The following is a 263-nucleotide window of genomic DNA, read 5'->3' on the forward strand; positions in this document are numbered from 1 at the left end:
CGGCGTTCCAGCTGCCCGTGCCCGACTCCCACTTGCGGGAGGGGTTGGCGAAGTCGGAACCCGTGCTGGTGAAGGTCCACAGCGCCGACTTGTTGCGGCTGTCCTCGGTCTGGCCGTTGTCGTACAGCACTCCGACATCCGCCTTGCCGTCACCGTTGAAGTCGCCCGAGGTGACCTTCGAGCGGTCCCAGTTCCAGGAACCGATGTTCGCGGAGACGTTGTCCCACTTCTTCGACGGGTTGGCGAAGTCGGTGCCCGTGCTG

1 pseudogene is annotated in these 263 nt (G+C 65.0%); it reads right to left on the reverse strand.

The window, feature by feature from the left end:
• Positions 1-263, reverse strand: a pseudogene (locus IH25_RS38305) (transglycosylase family protein); the annotation flags it as partial.

Source organism: Streptomyces achromogenes subsp. achromogenes (assembly GCF_000720835.1).
GTDB lineage: Bacteria > Actinomycetota > Actinomycetes > Streptomycetales > Streptomycetaceae > Streptomyces > Streptomyces achromogenes.